Annotated in this window: 12 protein-coding genes; 9 read left to right on the top strand and 3 right to left on the bottom strand. The window is 34.3% G+C overall.

Annotation, left to right across the window (positions count from 1 at the left end; all coding sequences use genetic code 11):
- Positions 1-6: 6 nt before the first annotated feature.
- Together D1818_RS05160 and D1818_RS05155 are read left to right on the top strand one after the other, a co-directional pair.
- Positions 7-1,821: an arylsulfatase gene (locus D1818_RS05160; protein WP_118456722.1), complete on the top strand. Its 1,815-nt coding sequence runs from the start codon at positions 7-9 to the stop codon at positions 1,819-1,821.
- Positions 1,822-1,937: 116 nt separating this feature from the next.
- On the top strand, positions 1,938-4,673 hold the full coding sequence (locus tag D1818_RS05155) for a carbohydrate-binding protein (protein ID WP_118456721.1): 2,736 nt from the start codon (positions 1,938-1,940) through the stop codon (positions 4,671-4,673).
- Positions 4,674-4,845: 172 nt separating this feature from the next.
- Here D1818_RS05155 and D1818_RS05150 read toward each other — a convergent pair whose 3' ends face one another.
- The 3 genes from D1818_RS05150 to D1818_RS05140 all read right to left on the bottom strand — a co-directional run bounded on the left by D1818_RS05150 (position 4,846) and on the right by D1818_RS05140 (position 8,922).
- A complete protein-coding gene (locus D1818_RS05150; protein ID WP_118456720.1) occupies positions 4,846-5,712 on the bottom strand; it encodes a family 16 glycosylhydrolase in 867 nt (288 codons plus the stop codon).
- A 151-nt stretch (positions 5,713-5,863) separates the two neighbouring features.
- Positions 5,864-7,915: a T9SS type A sorting domain-containing protein gene (locus D1818_RS05145; RefSeq protein ID WP_118456719.1), complete on the bottom strand. Its 2,052-nt coding sequence runs from the start codon at positions 7,913-7,915 to the stop codon at positions 5,864-5,866.
- 179 nt (positions 7,916-8,094) lie between these two features.
- Positions 8,095-8,922 (bottom strand): IclR family transcriptional regulator, encoded by an 828-nt coding sequence (locus D1818_RS05140; RefSeq protein ID WP_118456718.1) that lies wholly within the window; start codon positions 8,920-8,922, stop codon positions 8,095-8,097.
- Positions 8,923-8,962: 40 nt separating this feature from the next.
- Here D1818_RS05140 and D1818_RS05135 point away from each other — a divergent pair, with 40 nt between their 5' ends.
- From D1818_RS05135 to D1818_RS05105, 7 genes are read left to right on the top strand one after another with little or no spacing between them, the layout of a single operon-like run.
- Complete coding sequence (locus D1818_RS05135; protein ID WP_118456717.1) at positions 8,963-10,033, top strand: L-rhamnose/proton symporter RhaT; 1,071 nt, start codon at positions 8,963-8,965, stop codon at positions 10,031-10,033.
- A 10-nt stretch (positions 10,034-10,043) separates the two neighbouring features.
- A complete protein-coding gene (locus tag D1818_RS05130) occupies positions 10,044-11,195 on the top strand; it encodes an ABC transporter substrate-binding protein (RefSeq protein WP_118456716.1) in 1,152 nt (383 codons plus the stop codon).
- A 38-nt stretch (positions 11,196-11,233) separates the two neighbouring features.
- The gene (locus D1818_RS05125; RefSeq protein WP_118456715.1) at positions 11,234-12,376 is read left to right on the top strand and encodes a CaiB/BaiF CoA-transferase family protein; all 1,143 of its coding nucleotides are present in this window, start codon (positions 11,234-11,236) and stop codon (positions 12,374-12,376) included.
- A gap of 2 nt (positions 12,377-12,378) precedes the next feature.
- A complete protein-coding gene (locus tag D1818_RS05120) occupies positions 12,379-13,524 on the top strand; it encodes a CaiB/BaiF CoA-transferase family protein (protein ID WP_118456714.1) in 1,146 nt (381 codons plus the stop codon).
- Positions 13,524-14,777, top strand: a complete 1,254-nt coding sequence (locus D1818_RS05115) for a sugar ABC transporter substrate-binding protein (RefSeq protein WP_118456713.1) — start codon at positions 13,524-13,526, stop codon at positions 14,775-14,777. The genes D1818_RS05120 and D1818_RS05115 overlap by 1 nt, the downstream gene beginning before the upstream one ends.
- Complete coding sequence (locus D1818_RS05110) at positions 14,761-15,831, top strand: Gfo/Idh/MocA family protein (RefSeq protein ID WP_118456712.1); 1,071 nt, start codon at positions 14,761-14,763, stop codon at positions 15,829-15,831. The genes D1818_RS05115 and D1818_RS05110 overlap by 17 nt, the downstream gene beginning before the upstream one ends.
- Positions 15,832-15,858: 27 nt before the next feature.
- A complete protein-coding gene (locus D1818_RS05105) occupies positions 15,859-16,875 on the top strand; it encodes a zinc-binding dehydrogenase (RefSeq protein ID WP_118456711.1) in 1,017 nt (338 codons plus the stop codon).
- Positions 16,876-16,902: the final 27 nt, after the last annotated feature.

Raw genomic sequence — 16,902 nt, 5'->3', positions numbered from 1 at the left:
AAATTTATGAAATACACAAAGTTAATAACACTATTACTTTTAGTAAGCCTTGGATGCAAGGAGAAACAAGCAGACGAAGGTGAAAAAAAAACGAAGCCTAATGTAATCATTGTTATTACCGATGACCAAGGCTATGGTGATATTGGAGCTCATGGTAATACAGTGATTAAAACACCAAATATTGATGATTTTTATAACGAAAGTTATCACCTAACCGATTTTCATGTCGGACCAACCTGTGCTCCCACACGTTCTGCATTAATGACCGGAAGATACGCGAATGCAACGGGGGTTTGGCATACCGTTGGTGGATGGTCTTTGCTGCGTACAGAAGAAAAAACTATGGCAGATATGTTTACCGAAGCTGGTTATAAAACAGGAGCTTTTGGGAAGTGGCATTTAGGAGATAATTATCCATTTAGAGCACACGATCGTGGTTTCCAAAAAACAGTAATGCATTATGGAGGAGGGGTGCAACAAACACCAGATTATTGGGATAATGATTACTTTGATGATACTTATTTTGTAAATGGACAACCACAAAAATTTAAAGGTTATTGCACAGATGTGTTTTTTGATGAAGCTACTAAGTTTATGGAGTCTGCGAATGATCAACCATTTTTTGCATATATCTCCACTAATGCGCCGCATGGACCTTATAATGTTCCCTTAAAATATTACAACTTGTATAAAGATTTGGGAGATGATGTTTTAGCAGATACGCAGAAACGTTTTTATGGAATGATAACGAACGTTGATGATAATTTTGGAAAGCTTCGCCAAAAGCTTCGCGATTTAAAAATTGCTGATAATACTATCTTAATTTTTATGACAGATAATGGAACATCCTCTGGATATTATAATAAAGAAGGAAAAATTACAGGTTTTAATGCTGGTATGCGTGGCACTAAAGGAAGCGAATATGAAGGTGGTCATAGAGTGCCATTTTTTATCCATTGGAAAAATGGAAATATTTCTACGGCAAAAGATATCAATTTTTTAACTGCTCAATTGGACATTATGCCAACTTTAGCAGAATTATGTGGTATAGATTTGCCTAAAAATCATAGAAAAATTGCAGGACAAAGCATTGTGTCTATGTTAAAGAATGAACAAGGTGAAAATGACAGAATGCTAATCACCGATTCTCAGCGTCTGAATTATCCTGAAAAGTGGAAAAACTCTTCAGTAATGCAAAATACCTGGCGTTTAATCAATGGGAAAGAGCTTTATAATATTGCAAACGATAAAGGTCAAGAAAATGATTTAGCTGCATCAAACCCTGAAAAAGTATCAGAAATGCGAGCTTTTTATGAAAATTGGTGGAAAGATGTTTCAGTTCAGTTTGGTGAGGAAATTAAAATACCTGTTGGTTTAGCAATAGAAAACCCTGTGACTTTAACAGCTCACGATGTACATTCGAATAAAGAAGACTACCCTTGGAATCAAATTCAGATTAGAAATGGAAACGTAGGTTCTGGCTATTGGGCACTAGATATTAAGGAAGCTGGTGATTATGAGATTTCTCTTAGACGATACCCTGTAGAAGCAGATTTACCTATTAACGCAATTGTAGAAAAAGTTACTCCAGAACAGTTGCCAGGTTTACAATGGACAATACCTGAAGGTAAAAACCTCGAATATATGAAAGCTTCTATAGAAATTGCGGATATTAAGAAAGAACACAAAATTTCTAAAGATGATAAAGCATCTACATTTAAGGTAAGTTTAAAAGAAGGTGTCTCTAATTTGAAAGCAAGTTTTTTTAATACTAAAAGTGAAGAAAATGTAGCTTATTACGTCTATGTAAATAAATTATGATAATGTTTTTTAAAATAATTCATTAATACTTAAATCTTATATTCTAAAAACCATTTGTTGTAATAAAAATAAAGCTGGTTCTTTATTTTTGTTGAGCTATACAAATAATACATGATATGAAAAAAGAAAACTTTTTAATCTTATTTTTTTTAGGTTTTTCGATTATTGCATTTTCGCAGACCATAACAGTTGACTTAGAGCAACAACGTTTCTTAGGAGATGTTTCATCTTTAAATAGAGATAACTTTTTTAACATTCACGATTCGAACGGAGACGAAACTTCAAGATCTTTTTTAGAAGAAAATAATGTTGGTTTTGGAAGACGTTTTTTCGGACCTTTTGCCGATAGAAGCTTTGTGAATCCAAGAGGAAATTTTCCGACTACTGCAGCAACGTCAGATGGTGTTGTTAGACCTGTAAGACGTTTTATTGCAACTGCAAATCCTGCTAACGTATGGAGGCCTGGGGATAATACTGTAAATGCGTCCAACGCAGCAGTGAGATATTTTATCGATGAAGTTGATGCTGCAAATAGACCAGAATTCTGGGAACCATTTAATGAACCTTTTGTTAAAGCAGGTGATTTTGGAGGAGTTACTTCAGATGTTATTACCGAAATGAGTGTTTGGTTTAGAGAGATGGCAGCAAAAATACACGCTACTCCGGAATTAGGGAATATGAAAGTTTTAGGATTTTCTGATGCATTTCCTTCTTATGAAAGAAGAGGTTTTACTAATTGGAGAGATCGCCAAAAGAAATTTATTGATATAGCAGGTGAAGAGGTGGATGGACTTTCAATCCATACTTACGATGGTGTTAATGTTGTTGGTCAAGCCAATGGACGATCCGGAAGTAATTCTGAAGCTATTTTAGATTTAACCGAGACTTATACAGCTCTAAAATTTGGGGAACCTTCAAAATTAGCGATTACCGAATTTGGCGTTATTGAGGATACAAGTTTATATGGTGGAGAGGAATTTAGTGATTCTGAAAATGCATTATCCATTAGAGGTTTGAATAGTATGTTGTTTAACTTTTTAGAACGTGAAGATAATACGCTAATCAATATACCTTTCATAACCGGAAGAGCTGATTTTTGGTATGATAACGGGAGACCTGATAAGGCATATACACCAGCTTTAGTCTGGCCAACAGCTTTAAGAGATACACCGAATCCAGATTCGCCAAATTTATACAGAAATAATGATTTGGTATTAACATGGAAACAGAATTTTTATAAATTATGGAAAAATGTTTCAGGTGAAAGAGCAACGGTTAATAGTAATGATTTAGATATTCAAGCGCAATTATTTAAAAGAGGTAATAAAGCCTTTTTGATAGTAAATAATTTAGATGAAGCAGACAGAACATTTAATGTCAGTTTTTTAAGTGGTGGAACAGATATCTCAAGTATTACGGAAAAATCAGTTATAGTTAACGGAATTTTAGATCCAATCTATTCTGAAAGTACAGTGCCAACAAACATATTTTCTTCAGCCATACAATTGGTTAATGGCGAAACTAAAGTTTATGAAATAACCTATGATGCACCTATAGCATTTACAAAAACAATAACAAGAACAAAGTACTATGGAAATCCTGCTGATGTGACTTTAGCTTCAGAATTTGCTCCAGTTTTAAAAGCATCCGATAATACAGAGCATCAGTTTAATTTTGGAGCTATTGATTTAGGTCCTTTAAATTCTGGTAAAGCTATATTGAGATTAGGTGTTGGTGTACCTTTAGTTGAAGAGTTTGGTGGTAATCAAGGAAACTCTCAGAACTTAAATGTTTTACCAACGGAAGTTAAAATAAACGGAACAGCTATTACAATACCTACTAACTGGAGAGGTTATGATCAAAACGGAAGAATTGAGTTTTTTGGTGTTATAGAAATTGATGTGCCTTACAATTTATTGCAAGCTTCAAGTAATGTAGTAACAGTTAGGTATCAACAAGCTGTAAACAATAGTGGCCAAGCTATTGCCTTAGGAGGTGGAGTTTTTGAGCGACCTACTGTTTCTATTGCTTCTGTAATATTAAGTGTAGAAAGTGAGTCTAATGATACTTGTACACCAGTATTAGTTTATGCGGATACTGATGATGATGGATTAGGTGATCCTAATGATTCCATCATGTCTTGTTTGCCTGCACCAGGTTTTGTAACTAATGCAGACGATGAATGTCCTGATGATCCAACAAATGTGTGTAACGGTTTACCTATACCAGGTAATGTAGAAGCAGAGGCTTTCTCAGTAGCTTCAAGTAACATAGGTGTTTCTTCACCAAGAGGTTCGGGTACAGCAATAGATTTTATACAAAATGGCGCCTTTACTGAGTATGATGTTAATGTCGCTGATACGGGAAGTTACAATGTGAGAATTTCTGCTGGAGCAGACAATAATGCAGGTGGAACTATTACGATTTTCGCAAATGGAGTTCAGGTAGGGACTCAGGTTATTACAGGAACAGGCGGATTTAGAAATTTTATAGATTTTAATTCTTCTGTAAATTTAACAGCAGGAACCCAAAAATTGAGATTAGAGTATAGTGGAACTGGTAATGGCGGTGGCTTCTTATTTGATCTTGATTTTTTTGACTTTAGTTTGCTTACGCTTAGTACAAATGAGTTTAATAATGAAATAGTAAGGTTAAGTAGAAATCCAGTAGAGGATAATCTAAGTTTTACAACAGCAAGTTTAAACGGAGAAGCTTATAGTATCTACCAATTAGGTGGTAAAGCAATCTTATCAGGAAACTATAATAATTCGGGAGTTAATGTAAATACGCTGGCAACTGGTTTATACATCATTAAGATTAAAAATTCTTTTGTCAAGTTTGTAAAGAAATAGAATAACAATTAATATTAAAGTCCAGGTTAGAGTTTGTTTTCTGACCTGGACTTTTATATATATGCTAAGTATCTGATAAATTGAGAACGTTTTACAAGCAATAAGTAGTTTGATTCTAAATACTTTTTAAGTCAGTTCTGATACACTAAATGTTTCCATATGGATTTAGCTTTTATTTTTTAACTTCCCAGGTTCTAAAGTATTTAATATGATATTCGCCATCAAGTCTATTATCATCTGGTAGTGCACCAAACCATTTATTAGATTCACAATTAAAATTAACTTCTAGAGGTTGATGCCAATGCGTGTTTTTTGCCTCACGGAATAAAATACCGTCGATATAAAACCGAATAAATTCTGGTGTCCATTCTAACCCCCAAACATGATAATCAGCCTGTAATTCTTTAGGGAAATAAAACTTTTTGGTTCTAGAAAAATGCTCTTTTACATCACCTTTGTCTTTTGGTACTCTGAACACATGGATGTTAGAATTTAAATCATGTCTGTTATACTCAAGTCCAGGTGCATTTTCGCAAATATCAATTTCTGTCCACCAATCTTTACTTACATTAGTCATCCAAAATCCAGAAACCCAAGGAGCATCCATTAGTTTTACTTCAGCTTCGAAATAGCCATACAAGAATTTCTTTTTACTTTTTATAAATCCAGTAGTGTGTGTGAAGTTGTTAGGTATTTTTTCATCACCATGCTTGTTTACTCTAATAACTACTTCACCATTTTCTAAACTTACATTCGAACCGTGAAATAATGTTGGAGGTCTTCCTTTCCATTTTGGATTGTTAGGGTACCATTTTCCTTCGTCTAGTTGTTTAGAATCAAACTCATCAGAATACCGGGTTAACAATTTCCAATTTTTAGAATTGTTTTGATCAGATAACGGAAAATTATTATTGTTCCGTACTATGGAGTTTTCAACGTTAACTGTGTCGACATAGTTTTTTGGAGGTATAGTTAAGTTCTGGGCATAATTTAAAAATGTTACAAATATTACAACTATAAATATTGTTTTAGATCTCATAACGATGAATTTATATTTTGTAAAATTAATTTAAGTCAATAATTACAAATAATACAGTTGTCTTTTAATGTGTTACAAATGTTTTTGATTAAAAAAAGAGACTGCTTTTTCAAACAATCTCTTTATCCTAATGGGGTATTTTAAGTATGGTTTATTTAATAATTAATTTTATGGTTTTATGAGATTCGTTTGAGGATAAATTAACCAAATACATACCACTAGAAAGCTTAGAGGTGTTTATTTTTGAAGATTTACCCTGTAAAAGAAGTACTCCATTTAAATTGTAAACGGCAACATGTATGGCTTCGGAATTAGTGTCAATATAAACATTGTCTCCAGCGTTAACAGGATTAGGATATAATTTTACCCCAAAAATCTCATCAGCTTCTGTTTTAATAGAATTGGTACTATTAACTCTTGCGGAACTTCCCACATCTGTGTACGATAAAATCTCCCAATCTCCGCGCGCTGTAGCACTAGTATTTAATATAGGGTTTCCTGCAGCATTTTGAGGAACTTGAACATATTGTCCGGTAGCTGTTTTAAGGGCAAAACGTCTGGTGCCATTTAGTACTTCCCAAGTAAACTTAGTGTCGTTACTATTTTTATTGGTAGCATTTGCGGTTAAGTTTCCTGTGCCATTATGTTGTACATATTTGGTGCCATTTTGTTGGACACTCAGTGCGATACCTCCATTTGGATGGGTTTCTACATTAAAACGTTCCCATGCTTTCCAAGTTTGGGTTGGAGCATTTGTATCAGCATAAGATTGTACTAATCCGTTATTATCAAAACGTGTAGAAATATATCCTAAGGCTGGTTTACCGTTTCTGTTTACCCAGCTGGCTTGCACAGGAATAATACCTATAGTACTACCGATTGGAGCCCCATTTGTTATTGGCGGATTACTAGTGCCAACTATACCCCAATCAAATAATTCCCAACTTAAAGGTTGAGCAGCTAATGAGGTAACTGATGGATTTGTCTGATTTTGTGGAGCTATAACCCAGGCATCTAATTCATAACTGCGTAAAGAAACTTTATTCGTTCCTCTATCTTTCCAATGAAACTTTTCCCAGGCTTGTTTGTTATTAGAGGTAGCTATAATTGGAGCAGTTTCATTGGTGCCAGTTATTCTTAAATATTGATTTGTAGCAGCCGATTTTAAAACAATACCATTGTTTGCCGGATGGCTTTCAACTGTAAAGTGAGTTTTATTTGCAGTATTACTTGTTTGATTTGCCTTTAAAACACCGCCAGATTCTACCGATAGGTATTTACCTGGTCCACTTGCTTGTTTTAACCATATTTTAGAACCAATAGGAGCATTGTTAATACCGTTTCCATAATCAGAAGGTAAAGGAGTTACTTCCGAAGTCCCTGGCTTTTTTCTCCAAAATCGAACCCATTGTAATTCAAAGCTTGCTAGAGGCCCTACAGCATTTGCATTCGTTAAGGGGTTGTCTTGTTGGTAAGCTACACCACCGCTACAACAGATGTTATATCTGGTTTGTCTTAAGTGAGGAGAAGAGCTTAATATAATTTTTGTAGGTGCTGGATCAACTGCTGCGTTTTGCGGTTGTTTGGATCTAAAATATTCGACACCGTCATAGAAAAATACAATTTTATCTTTTGCCCAAAGTACACCCCAGGTATGTTCTTCAAAAGCATTTCTTTGTACTACAGAATAGTCTCTAGTTGTAGAGTTTGATCGACCTTCTATTGGTTGTTTTTGTGTGTAATGATGAGAAGATGTTGCTCTTTGTAAATGATTTTGAAAAGCAAAACCACTATACTCCATAACATCAATTTCTGTTGGATTATTGGCATTGGCGTTCCACATCCAAAATGTAGGCCAAACTTTGCCATTGTTTGGACCATTTATTCTTAATCTAGCTTCATAATAACCATACTTCTCATTAGAAGCAATTGGATTTACGGATTCAACCCATCCGCCTTTAGATGTTGTTCCATCCCAGGAGTTAGATATGGTTAGCTTTCCACCAGAGACATTTACCTGACTTGCTAAAAAACCTTCGTTTGTGGTATTTTTGACAAACCATTTGTTAAGATTACCATTAAACTCATCAGAATATCTAGAGTCTATCTGCCAGTCGTTAATATTTCCTGGCGGTTGTGAGAAAATATTTGTATTTAAAAGTAGCGCTACAAATAAGATAAAGATCTGGTTAATTTTTTTCATTTTCGTGAGTTTTTAGATTCAACGAAAATTAATTTTTAAAATCGTAGATAGAAGATTCTGTTGTGTTTATTAAGGAAACATATGTTTTTTGGGTGTAAAAAATAATATTCATTAAAAATTTAACAAATAAATTATTAATTTTATTTTAAGAGAGTTTTGTGCGGTATTTTTAAATATGGTTAATTACAAATTAATTTATTAATTTTTTGTTGCGTATTTTTTAAGTCATTTAAGATGTCTTTAATGTTTAATTCATTTTCTAGGCTTGAAGAAAATACAGAAATGGCTAAAACAGCAGATAATTCAGAGTCTTTTAAACCAATTGGTATCGCTATATCTGTAACGCCGCTTGTTAGCTTACTCATAGCATAACGATATCCTGTTTTTCCTATTGTTGTAATAGCTTCATATAATTCTTCTTTCTGCTCTTTTTTCCATTTTTTGTAATGAGCATCTCTTGATAAAATAGTTTCTCTATTTTCTTGAGATAGCATAGATAAAAGTGTCATACCAGAAGTGGTCATGGATAAAGGGAAGTGGGTGCCTTCTTCGATAGATAAAGATACAGCGTTTGGGCTACGTATTTGTGAAATTACTAGTAATTGATCATTATTAATGATGCTGAGGTGGCAAGATTGTCTGGTCTTTTCAGAAAGTTCTTGCATGGGATAACGTGCCACACGCTTTAATTCATCGAAAGGTGTATGCGTATGTGATAGACTATACATTTTTAACGATAGCCTGTATTTTCCTGCATTAACACCTCTTAATATGTAACCTCTTTCTTCTAGACATACTAACATTCTATAAATTTCACTAGGCGTTCTGTTTATGCCTTGAGCGATTTCAGCTTGAGATTGCGGAATACCTTCTTTTGATAGATATTCAATAATATCTAAACCTTTGTTAAGAGCAGGAGCATTGTATTTTAAAGGTTTTTCTTTCTTCATTTTTAGGTTTGTATTTTTCAAATTTAAGAAAACTAATTGTCTTGTTGCGTAATTCATATATAAAATATATATTCGTATATAAATAATTATATTAATAATGGCAAATCCAATTATAGGTACTTTAATTCACGCTGTAGGAGGTGTGGCAGCTTCAACTTGTTATGTTCCACTTAAAAAAGTTAAGCAATGGTCTTGGGATACTTATTGGTTATTGCAAGCGTCTTTTGCTTGGTTTATTTTTCCCTTTATTATTGGGTTTTTAACCGTTCCTAATTTAATAGATGTATTTACGCAAGCAGATATTTCTGTATTGATAAATGCAACATTATTAGGGGTCGTCTATGGTTTTGGTGGTATGTGCTTTGGTCTTGCCATTAGGCATATTGGCTATTCGTTAACTTATACTATTTCTATTGGTATTTCTGCAATATTGGGAACCATTGTTCCGCTAATTATGCACGGAGAACTGTCCGAGAAATTTAATGCTCCAGGAGGGCATATTGTTTTTTTAGGAATGTTTTTCGCCCTAATAGGAATTGTAATTTGTGGTGTTGCAGGCTATAGAAAAGAAAAAGATTTGAAAGGTATTAATGTCGAAGGCGCAGAACCTTTGACTTTTAACATGAAAAAAGGTTTAATTCTAACCTTAATAGCAGGAGTCTTGTCTGCAGTATTCGGAATCTCTTTAGAGGTAGGAGAACCGCTTTCAGCAATTGCAGAGGCAAATGGAGCAGGTCAATTTCAAGGAAACGCAAAATTAATTTTATCAACTTTAGGTGCTTTTATTACCAACCTAGTTTGGTTCACTGTTGTTGGGTTGAAAAAAGGAACTTTAAAAGAACTTGTTGATATAAAGGGAGTTGGTGTAAAAACTTATTGGGTAAATTTTGCTATGTGTGTGTTAACAGGAGCGTTATGGTACGGTCAATTTTTCTTCTATGGGATTGGACATACAAACATGGGCGAATTTGGTTTTGCAAGTTGGGTGATACATATGTCAATGCTTATTTTCTTCAGTTATATTATTGGAATTATTTTAAAAGAATGGAAACAAGTCACGAAAAAAACAAATACTATTTTAATTCTTGCTTTGGTTGTTTTAATAGCTTCTTTCATCACAATGGCCTACGGGACTATGATAGGAGAAGGAAATATAGGAGGACATTAAAAAATATATAATGACTACAAAAACCATACAATTAAAAGGCATAACGTGGAATCATAGCCGAGGATTTACTTCTATGGTTGCAACTGCGCAACGTTTTTCTGAGTTAAATCCAAATGTCGAAATTACTTGGGAGAAACGCTCTTTACAAGCATTTGCGGATGAACCAATTAATGAGCTAGCAAAACGCTATGATTTATTAATAATAGATCATCCTTGGGCGGGTTTTGCCGGAAAAAATGATGTTATTTTACCTTTAGACGAGTACCTGCCGGCATCTTTTATGAAAGATTTAGAAGAAAACACGGTTGGGCGTTCTCACGAAAGTTATTCTTCAAACGGTCATCAATGGGCATTAGCAGTAGATGCGGCAACACCAGTAGCTTCTAGTAGGCCTGATATTTTGGCTAAAAAGGGTTTGAGGTTACCAGAAACCTATGAAGATTTATTAGCCTTAGCAAAAAAAGGATTGGTCATTATGCCAGGTATTCCTCAGGATACATTAATGAATTTTTACATGATGTGCTGTAATTTAGGGGAAGAAGTATGTTCATCAAAAGAAGAGGTCGTTAGCGAGAAAACCGGAGTTAGAGCTTTAAAAATGCTACGAGCTTTAGCTGTAGAAATGGATTCTAAAATTTTTGAATGGAACCCGATTCAATGTTATGAAGCGATGACACAAACAGATAAATACGCATACTGTCCCTGGGCTTATGGTTATACCAATTACAGCCGTAATGGTTACGCGCGTAAGTTGCTGCATTTTCACGATATGATAGAAATCAATGGTGTTGGAGCTATTTCTACTTTAGGAGGAACTGGTTTAGCAGTCTCAGCAGAAACAAAAGAAATAGAAACCGTTATGAAATATGTAGCATATGTAGGTTCAGAAGATTGTCAAAAAACGATATTTTTTGATAATGGAGGACAACCGGGACACAGAAAAGCATGGATAGACGACCATACAAATAGTGTAACAGCAAACTTTTTTAAAAATACATTACCAGGTTTAGACCGAGCATTTTTACGTCCGCGTTATAATGGTCATATGTATTTTCAAGATAGAGCGGGAGCACCAATAAGAGCTTATTTAATGAATGGAAGTGATGAAAAAGAATTACTTTCTAAGTTAAATGAGCTATATATAAAGTCATTAGATATATAATGATCACTAATAAAGGATTAAACTAATAAGTTTTTTAAATGAAACCATTGCAAGGAATCTTAGTGCTAGAATTTTGCCAATTTATGGCAGGTCCTTCAGCAGGATTGCGTTTAGCAGATTTAGGAGCTAGAGTTATTAAAATAGAACGACCAGAAGTTGGCGAAGGTGGCAGACAAATAGCTATTAAAAACTTGTTTGTAGATAATAGTAGTTTGGTGTTTCAAACTATAAATAGAAATAAAGAATCTTACGCAGCAAATTTAAAAAATAAAGATGATTTAAGTAGAATAAAAAAGTTGATTAAAAAGGCAGATGTAATGACTCATAATTTTCGTCCAGGAGTTATGGAGAAAATAGGGTTAGATTATAAAACTGTGCAAGAAATCAATCCTAAATTAGTTTACGGAACAGTTACAGGTTACGGAACAGAAGGGCCTTGGGCGAAGAAACCAGGTCAAGATTTATTGTTACAATGTATGTCGGGTTTAGTTAATTTAACAGGAAATGCAAAAGATGGACCTGTACCAATGGGACTAGCAACTGCAGATATTATTACTGGGACACATTTAGTTCACGGAATTTTAGCTGCTGTTATTAAAAGTCATAAAACAAATAAAGGAGCTTTGGTCGAAGTAAGTTTATTAGAATCTATGTTAGATTTTCAATTTGAAGTTATTACCACCTATTTAAATGATGGAAACAAACCACCTATGAGAGCTGAAAAAGGATCTGCACACGCATATTTAGGCGCGCCATATGGTGTGTATAAAACCAAAGATGGTTATATATCACTAGCAATGGGGTCTTTGGTTAATTTAGGTAGCGTGTTACAAAACAATCTTTTACAATCCTACACAAACTCTAATGATTGGTTCGAAAAACGTAACGAAATAATGGATATTTTAAGGTCAGTTTTAATAGATAATACCACAAGCTATTGGCTCAGTATTTTAGAGGCCGAAGGTATTTGGGCTTCAGATGTGTTTGATTATAAAACTTTACTAAATCATGATGCTTATGAGGTTCTAGGAATGGACCAAATCTTAACATTGAATTCTGGAGAAACGGTACACACTACACGTTGCCCTATTCGTTTAAATGATGAAATTTTATATGCACCAAAAGGAGCACCAAGAGTTGGAGAACATACAGACGATTTAATTAAGGAATTTGATTTATAAGTATGAAACCATTACAAGATATATTAATTATAGATTTAAGTCAGTTTTTATCCGCACCATCAGCAACGTTACGTTTGGCAGATTTAGGTGCTCGAGTTATAAAAGTAGAACGGCCAGAAACAGGAGATATTTGTCGTCAATTATATGTTTCTAATGTTATTCTTAATGGAGAATCATCTGTTTTTCGCGCAATTAATAGAAATAAAGAAAGCTTTCAAGCAGATTTGAAAAATGAAAGAGATAAAAAACGCGTTTTAAAACTCATTCAAAAAGCGGATGTTTTAGTTCACAATTTTAGACCAGGTGTTATAGAACGTTTAGGGTTTGATTACGAAACTATTAAGAAAATAAATCCAAACATTGTATATGGAAATATTTCAGGTTATGGCACTGAAGGACCATGGAAATCAAAGCCTGGTCAAGATTTATTAGTACAATCTTTATCTGGTTTAACTTGGTTAAGTGGCAATGCAGGTAGTGGACCAGTACCAATGGGATTGGCCATTGTAGATATATTATCAGGTTCACATTTGGCTCAGGGTATTCTAGCAGCTTTAGTTAAAAAGGCTAGAACAGGCAAAGGCACTAAGGTCTCTGTTAGCATGTTAGAATCTATTTTGGACTTTCAATTCGAAACCATTACTACATTTTATCATGATGGTGGTGAGCCAACTGAAAGAACAGCAAGTAATAATGCACATGCTTATTTGGGAGCTCCTTACGGAATTTATGAGACACAAAATGGTTATCTAGCTTTGGCGATGGGTGCAATTCCGTTTTTAGGCGAATTGTTGGACTGTGAGCAGTTATTAAGTTACACGGAAGTCGCAAGTTGGTTTACAAAGCGTGACGAGATTAAAAATATTTTAGCAAACCATTTAAAAACAAAAAAGACAGAAGATTGGTTGTCCATATTAGAACCTGCAGACATTTGGTGTGCCAGTGTTATGAATTGGAAGACTTTATTTGGTTATCAGGGTTTTAAGATTTTGGATATGATCCAGAAAGTTAAAATGGGTGATGGTTTCGAATATGAAACCACACGTTGCCCTATAAAAATTGATGGTGAATTATTAAAATCGACATTAGGTTCACCAGCTTTGGGAGAGCACACAGAGTCGATTGTTAACGAATTAATTATCGAATAATGCACGAAAATAAATTTAGGATAGCGGTAAGAAAATTTGATGCTTTTGAAAGCGCTATCGATAAAATATGGGCTTCTTTTTGTAAACAAAAAAAATGCAATCTGGAGTTAGAGACGGTTTCTTTGGATTTACATCCTTTGTACGATACTATTCTGAAAGAAGAAGGCTTAAAAAATGGTACTTGGGATATGTCCTTAATTAATACTGATTGGATTACCGAAGCATATACAACTAATTCAGTTTTAGATTTAACACCTTATATTAATGAAAACACGCCTCAAGATTTTCCTGAAGGTTGGTCTGATTCCTTATTGTACAAACAAGAATTTGAGGGTAAAATAGTGGGATTACCATTTCACAATGGCCCAGAGTGCTTAATTTATAGAAAAGATTTATTTGAATCTATTGAGGAAGGAGTTAGTTTTTATGAGAAATTCGGAAAGCCCTTAGAAGTTCCAAAGACTTGGGATGATTTAATCCAAGTCGCAGAATTTTTCAACAGACCTGAACAGGAACTATACGGAACCACTTTTGCGGCATATCCAGACGGACATAATACAGTATTTGATTTCTGTTTACAATTATGGACTCGAAATGGTGAGTTGTTCGATGATGATGAGAATATCAAATTAAATTCTGAAGCAGCTGTTGAAGGTATGGAGTTTTATAGAAAAGCATTAAAAAACACAAAAGCGATTCATCCAAACTCTAGAGATTTCGATTCTGTAAAATCAGGAATGGCATTTGCGAATGGTAATTTAGCAATGATGGTAAATTGGTTTGGTTTTGCTTCGATGTGTGAGTTTTTAGAGACTTCAAAAGTGAAGGGCAAAGTAGATGTTGGCAATGTGCCGGCTGGATTCACAGGAGTGGGTACATCCTTAAATGCATATTGGATGTATGTTATAGGAACAGGAAGTAAGCATAAAGAATTAGCTTATGAATTCATCAATTTTGCCGTAAATGAAGAAAATGATAAGTTACTCACTTTAGAAGGCGCAATTGGTTGTAGGAAATCAACTTGGCACGATAAAGATGTAAATACAAAAGTACCTTATTATCACAAGTTAGAAGAGTTACATAAAAAAACACGTTCGCTTCCAAGACAAAGTAATTGGTCTGAAATTGCAGATGTAATAGATACTTTGGTTTTAAAAGTAATTAATACATCAGAAGATATAAAATCCATTTTAGACTTGGCGCAATTGGAAATCAAACGTATAGAAAAAAATCAGTATGGAACTAGTTTATAAACCAGAATTACCAAAAGAAAAGCGACCCATTTATATAATTGGCGCTGGTGGGATCGTTAGGGATGCACATTTGCCAGCTTATAAAAATGTTGGTTTTGTAGTTGAAGGAATTACCAATAGAACTATACAACGTGCTACCGATTTGGCCAAAGCATTTAATATACCAAATGTTTATGATTCCGTTGAAGAAATGGTTGCTGTTGCTCCAGATAATGCAGTTTTCGACTTGACTTTAATGCCTAATCAGTTTGTAGCAACCTTAGAGTTATTACCCGATGAATCTGCGGTTTTGATTCAAAAACCAATGGGTGATTATTATGAGCAAACTCTAGAAATTTTAGAAGTTTGTCGCAGAAAAAAACTGAAAGCAGCTATTAATTGTCAAATGCGTTATGCGCCTTATGTAATGGCAGCAAAATATATAATCGAAAAAGGATTAATTGGTGAGTTGTATGATTTCGAAGTGCGTTTAACAACGTACACACCTTGGGAATATTTTCCTAATGTAGTTAATCATCCACGTTTAGAGATTCAGCAACACAGTATTCATTACATAGATTTAATTCGTTCGTTTTTAGGAAACCCTAAGAAAGTATATTCTAAAACATTAAAAAATCCAGGAAAACCGATGTCGTCAACACGCACTACAACGATACTAGATTATAATGATGCGATGCGTGCGATTATAAACACCAATCACGACCATAATTTCGGAGAAAAAAATCAAGAAAGTTTCGTAAAATGGGAAGGTACCAAAGGAGCGATAAAAGCAAGAATTGGTCTTTTATTAGATTATCCAAATGGTAAGCCAGATTTGTTTCAATATTGTATTGTAAAAGAAGGAGAAGACCCAAAATGGATAGAAGTTGAATTGGAAGGTTCTTGGTTTCCGGATGCATTTGTAGGTACGATGGCATCTTTAATGCGTTATGTGGAAGGTTCTACAGATAAATTACCAACAAGTGTAGAAGATGTGGTGCATTCTATGGCAATTGTAGAAGCTGCTTACGAGTCTAACAACGAAGGTGGTATGAAACCAAATTATAATATTTAATACATAAGCTAATAGCAAAATATAAAAATGAAAGCAACACAATACGAAGGGAATAAAACCTTTTCAGTTATCGAAAAAGAAGTTGTAGCACCAGCTAGAGGAGAAGTACGCATAAAAGTTGCCTATGTTGGTGTTTGCGGAACAGATGTACATATTTATCACGGTATGATGGATAAACGTGTTAACCTTCCAGAAACCATTGGACACGAAATGTCTGGTGTGATCGATGCGGTTGGAGAAGGTGTTTCTGGTTACAAAGTTGGTGATAAAATTGTGGTTCGCCCTTTAGACGACAGGAAAGTAAAACCATCGGATAAAGGATTTAATCATATTTGCGAAGAATTAAAATTTATAGGGATTGATAGTCCCGGAGCAATGCAAGAATATTGGAATGTACCTGCATTTACATTACATAAATTAAAAGCGGATACCGATTTAAAATTGGCAGCATTAATTGAACCGTTATCGGTTGCTACACATGATGTTCGTTTAAGTGGATTAGTAAAAGGCGAAACTGCAGTCGTTTTAGGAGGAGGTCCAATTGGTCTTTTAGTGGCAATGGTTGCCAAACAAGTCGGAGCAAATGTTATTATTTCCGAAGTTAATGAAAAACGTGTCGATAAAGCAAAAGCCATGGGATTCAATGTAGTGAATCCTATGAATACTGATTTAGTTGCATACGTAAAAGAGCAAACTAAAGGTCGTCTAGCTGATGTTGTTTTTGAAGTGGCAGGTGTGCAACCAGCATTGGATATGATGACAGAAGTTGCTGGCATTAGAGGTAGAATTTTAATGGTTGCTATTCACGGAGAGAAAAAACCAATTGATTTGTTTAAGTTTTTCTGGAAAGAATTGAAGTTAATTGGAGCAAGAGTTTATGAAAAGGAAGATTATGAAAAGTCAATCGATTTAATTACTAAGAACGAATTGCCTTTTTCGGATATGATTACAGATGTGCAACCACTAACAAGTATTCAAAAAGTATTTGAAAATATTGATAATAATCCTGATGGTATGAAGATTTTAATGGATTGTTCACTTTAAAAATAATGACAATTTTTACGTGTATAT

The sequence above is a fragment of the Aquimarina sp. BL5 genome (genome assembly GCF_003443675.1).
Classification (GTDB): Bacteria; Bacteroidota; Bacteroidia; order Flavobacteriales; family Flavobacteriaceae; genus Aquimarina.
This window is presented reverse-complemented; position numbering and strand designations above follow the sequence as displayed.

What these genes read in the sequence shown, in the direction of transcription:
- D1818_RS05125 (WP_118456715.1), top strand. Translation starts at nt 11,234, where the DNA reads ATGAAACCATTGCAAGGAATCTTAGTGCTAGAATTTTGCCAATTTATG.
- D1818_RS05155 (WP_118456721.1), top strand. Translation starts at nt 1,938, where the DNA reads ATGAAAAAAGAAAACTTTTTAATCTTATTTTTTTTAGGTTTTTCGATT.
- D1818_RS05105 (WP_118456711.1), top strand. Translation starts at nt 15,859, where the DNA reads ATGAAAGCAACACAATACGAAGGGAATAAAACCTTTTCAGTTATCGAA.
- D1818_RS05150 (WP_118456720.1), bottom strand. Translation starts at nt 5,712, where the DNA reads ATGAGATCTAAAACAATATTTATAGTTGTAATATTTGTAACATTTTTA.
- D1818_RS05130 (WP_118456716.1), top strand. Translation starts at nt 10,044, where the DNA reads ATGACTACAAAAACCATACAATTAAAAGGCATAACGTGGAATCATAGC.
- D1818_RS05140 (WP_118456718.1), bottom strand. Translation starts at nt 8,922, where the DNA reads ATGAATTACGCAACAAGACAATTAGTTTTCTTAAATTTGAAAAATACA.
- D1818_RS05120 (WP_118456714.1), top strand. Translation starts at nt 12,379, where the DNA reads ATGAAACCATTACAAGATATATTAATTATAGATTTAAGTCAGTTTTTA.
- D1818_RS05110 (WP_118456712.1), top strand. Translation starts at nt 14,761, where the DNA reads ATGGAACTAGTTTATAAACCAGAATTACCAAAAGAAAAGCGACCCATT.
- D1818_RS05115 (WP_118456713.1), top strand. Translation starts at nt 13,524, where the DNA reads ATGCACGAAAATAAATTTAGGATAGCGGTAAGAAAATTTGATGCTTTT.
- D1818_RS05145 (WP_118456719.1), bottom strand. Translation starts at nt 7,915, where the DNA reads ATGAAAAAAATTAACCAGATCTTTATCTTATTTGTAGCGCTACTTTTA.
- D1818_RS05160 (WP_118456722.1), top strand. Translation starts at nt 7, where the DNA reads ATGAAATACACAAAGTTAATAACACTATTACTTTTAGTAAGCCTTGGA.
- D1818_RS05135 (WP_118456717.1), top strand. Translation starts at nt 8,963, where the DNA reads ATGGCAAATCCAATTATAGGTACTTTAATTCACGCTGTAGGAGGTGTG.